This window comes from Mesorhizobium sp. M0184, from assembly GCF_040322215.1.
GTDB lineage: Bacteria > Pseudomonadota > Alphaproteobacteria > Rhizobiales > Rhizobiaceae > Mesorhizobium.
In genome coordinates this window covers 1-3621 of sequence record NZ_JAMYSZ010000080.1, presented here as the reverse complement: position 1 = coordinate 3621, position 3621 = coordinate 1, and the positions used below count along the sequence as shown (strand labels likewise).

The 3621-nt window shown below is 60.0% G+C and carries 2 protein-coding genes and 1 pseudogene; all 3 read left to right on the top strand.

What is annotated here, in order from left to right:
• The first annotated feature begins 265 nt into the window (after window positions 1-265).
• Window positions 266-1540 carry an amidohydrolase family protein gene (locus tag NKJ23_RS34290; RefSeq protein ID WP_352469954.1) on the top strand — a complete coding sequence of 425 codons (1275 nt, stop codon included), beginning with the start codon at window positions 266-268 and terminating at the stop codon, window positions 1538-1540.
• Window positions 1541-1759: 219 nt separating this feature from the next.
• Window positions 1760-2680 carry a DMT family transporter gene (locus NKJ23_RS34285; RefSeq protein WP_352685146.1) on the top strand — a complete coding sequence of 307 codons (921 nt, stop codon included), beginning with the start codon at window positions 1760-1762 and terminating at the stop codon, window positions 2678-2680.
• A 266-nt stretch (window positions 2681-2946) separates the two neighbouring features.
• Window positions 2947-3419 (top strand): annotated as a pseudogene (locus NKJ23_RS34280) (DUF805 domain-containing protein).
• Window positions 3420-3621: the final 202 nt, after the last annotated feature.

Sequence of the window (3621 nt, the reverse complement as noted above, 5' to 3'; positions counted from 1 at the left end):
AAAGCCCCATTAACTCACCAACCAGGATTTCGCTTCCCCGTGCAAAGCCCTCCTTGTGGGAGAAGGTGGATTGGCGCGCAGCGCCGAGACGGATGAGGGGTTCTGGACGGAGTGCGCCGGCGCCAAGCTGGAACACCCCTCATCCGGCCGCTTCGCGGCTACCTTCTCCCACAAGGGGAGAAGGGAAGGGCCGCGCCTGAAGGTTCCGCCTTGCGGCAGCACGCTGCATGGAAAGAAACGGCTTTTTTGAACGAGGTGGCGCTAGATGGATTTTGACCTTGTGGTGCGCGGCGGGACGCTGCCCGACGGCAGGATCGCGGATATCGGCATCGTCGGCGAAACGATCGCAGCGATAGAGCCCGAGCTGAACGTCAGCGCCGGCACGGCGATCGATGCCCATGGCAATCTGGTCTCGCCGCCCTTCGTCGATCCGCATTTCCATATGGACGCCACGCTTTCGCTCGGCATTCCGCGCATCAATGTCTCGGGCACGCTGCTCGAAGGCATCTCGCTTTGGGGCGAGTTGAAGCCGCTTCTGACCCACGAAGCGGTGCGCGACCGTGCGCTCGCCTATTGCGACTGGGCGGTGTCGATGGGCCTGCTCGCCATCCGCACCCATGTCGATGTTTGCGACGACCGCCTGCTGGCGGTCGAGGCGCTGCTCGACGTGAAGAAGACGGTTGGCCCCTATATCGACCTGCAGCTGGTCGCCTTCCCGCAGGACGGGTTTTACCGCTCGCCGACGGCGCGCGACAACACCATCCGGGCGCTCGACATAGGCGTCGATGTCGTCGGCGGCATTCCGCATTTCGAGCGCACAATGGCCGACGGCACGCGCTCCGTCACCGAGCTCTGCGAAATCGCGGCGAAGCGCGGCCTGATGGTCGACTTGCATTGCGACGAGACCGACGATCCGCTGTCGCGCCACATCGAGCAGCTTGCCTATGAGACGCAGCGGCTCGGGTTGCAGGGCAGAGTGGCCGGCTCGCACCTGACATCGATGCATTCGATGGATAATTACTACGTTTCGAAGCTATTGCCGCTGATTGCCGAGGCCGGCGTTTCGGCGATCCCCAATCCGCTGATCAACATCATGCTGCAGGGCCGCCACGACACCTTTCCCAAGCGCCGCGGACTGACGCGGGTCAAGGAGATGCTGGCGCAAGGCATCCGCGTCGGCTGGGGCCAGGATTGCGTGCTCGACCCCTGGTATTCGCTGGGCACCGCAGACATGCTCGACGTCGCCTTCATGGGCCTGCATGTCGCGCAGATGTCGAGCCCGGCCGAGATGGCGCGCTGCTTCGACATGGTCACCAACGTCAATGCCGCCATCATGGGCCTCGACCACCTTGGCCTGGCGGTCGGCAAGCGCGCCAGCCTGGTCGTTCTCGATGCCGGCAACCCAGTCGAGGCGCTGCGCCTGCGCCCAGAGCGTCTCTGCGTCATCGCCAGGGGCAAGGTGGTGGCCGAGCGCAGCCGGCAGGACACGCGGCTTTCGATCGCCGGAAGGCCGGGCACGGTGAACCGGCGCCACGCTTAAAGCGCGTCGCGTTTGAACGGACCCACGCGACGCGCTTTAAGGTCTTGTTTTTAAGCGTGTCGTTATCGCAAAACCGCTGCACACTTTTGCGCGACATGCATTAGTCCAGCCGATTTCCGGCGCTGGTCTTACCGAATTCTCGATTTTCGCCTCGTCATGGCCGCAGCTTGCGACTACGACGCGGGTCACCGTACCCCACGGCGAGGAACCGGTAACGGAATGGCGCAGCCCGCAGCCCAGTACTCAACGATCATGAACGTGCTGCTGGCCGGTATCCTGCTGATGCTCGCCGGCGACTTCCTGTTTGCGCTGAACGACGCGATGGGCAAGTGGCTGGTCGCCAGTTTTTCCGTCGGCCAGGTCGTGCTGATCCGCTCGATCGGAGCGTTTTTCATACTCGGGCCGATGATTGCACATCAGGGTGCGGCCAAGCTGTTTCGCATGGAGCGGCCGGAGCTGCAGCTGCTTCGCGTGGTGATGACGACGCTCGACACGGCGCTGTTCTACGCGGCGGTCGTCTATCTGCCGCTCGCCGATGTGATGAGTTTTTACATGGCCGGGCCGATCTATGTCGCGACGCTGTCGCACTTCCTGCTCGGCGAAAGGGTCGGCTGGCGCCGCTGGGCGGCTATCCTGGTCGGTTTCTGCGGCGTGCTGATCATGCTGAAGCCATCCTCGGCCGCGTTCTCCCTGTCGTCGATGCTCGCGCTCGCCGGCAGCATTTCATTTGCCTTCGCCATCATCCTCAATCGGCGGCTGCGCGGCACCAGCGACACCTCGCTGGTCACCTGGCAGACCGTCGGCACGCTGCTGGTCGGCGCTGCGTTGACCGTCGGCAGTTGGAAGACGCCGTCATCGCTCGATTTCGGCGCCATGCTGCTTCTCGGCGTCGTCTCCTGCGGCGCGCACCTGATGATCACCCGGGCGTTGAAGCTTGCCCCTGCCTCGACCTTGGCGCCGCTGCATTACAGCCTGCTATTGTGGGCAGTGGTCTTCGGCCTGGCCTTCTTCGGCGATGTGCCTGGGCCGCGCATCCTGGTCGGCTCGGCCATCGTCGTACTGGCCGGCCTGTTCATCTTCCACCGCCAGAAGGTGGTCGACACGGTACCGCCCGAAAACGTGCCAAAGGGCGTGAACTAAAGCAATTCCAGGACGATGTGAAACGGCTTTCCGTCCACGATTGCATCAAAACAAAGCATAGAACGCGTCACATGGTGCCGTTTCGAAGCGGCGCGTTTTAGCGGCGTCTGATTATCGCTCTGAATAGCAGGAGAGTTCGGTCAAAAATCCGATGTTTACATCGATATTCTGAGGTGTAAGTTGCCTGTCGGGCGCAATCCGAAATTGATTCTTGGTAGGGTAAGCAAGATCAATATTTCCGCGAAACTGCGGTAGAGGGGGGAAAGATGGGGAGTTTTTCTATATGGCATTGGCTGATAGTTTTGGTCCTTATCGGCTTGCCATTGGTGCTCGTTTTAAGAGCACCGCCAGCTGGTAGCAATCGTTTCGGGGACATACCGCATCAGATGAATTTTACTGAAGCTATTTCAAGCTTTTCGGAAATTATGTGACTTTTTCGGGCAGAGCCGGCCGCTCGGAGTTCTGGTATTCCTATCTCTTCATTTTCATTATCTCTGTCGTTGCGATAATAGCTGATGCTGTTTTAAATAATGAAATTATCTCGCCCCTTTGGAATCTTGCCGTCCTTCTGCCGACACTTGCCATGACCACTCGCCGGCTGCATGACATCAACAGAAGCGGTTGGCATCAGCTCCTTGCGGGATTATTTCCCATCGGCACCATCGCGCTGATCGTCTGGTATTGCAAAAGGTCTGACGATACAGTGACAATGAGTGAACTAGAGAGGGTTTTCAAATAGAGGCCGACGTCCAGCGCTTTGCTCCAAGTCATGTCGCCTGACCCGCTCAATCGCAAAGCGCTTTTAGAGCATTCAAGCTTTTTGCTGGATCGCTGGAACTCTGGCACCGCTCTGATGTGGAATTGCTTGTCTTATGACTTTCGCTGCCGAATGGGTCAGAAAGGAACGCTGAGAGAGGGTAGCCGCCCTCCCTCAGCGGCGA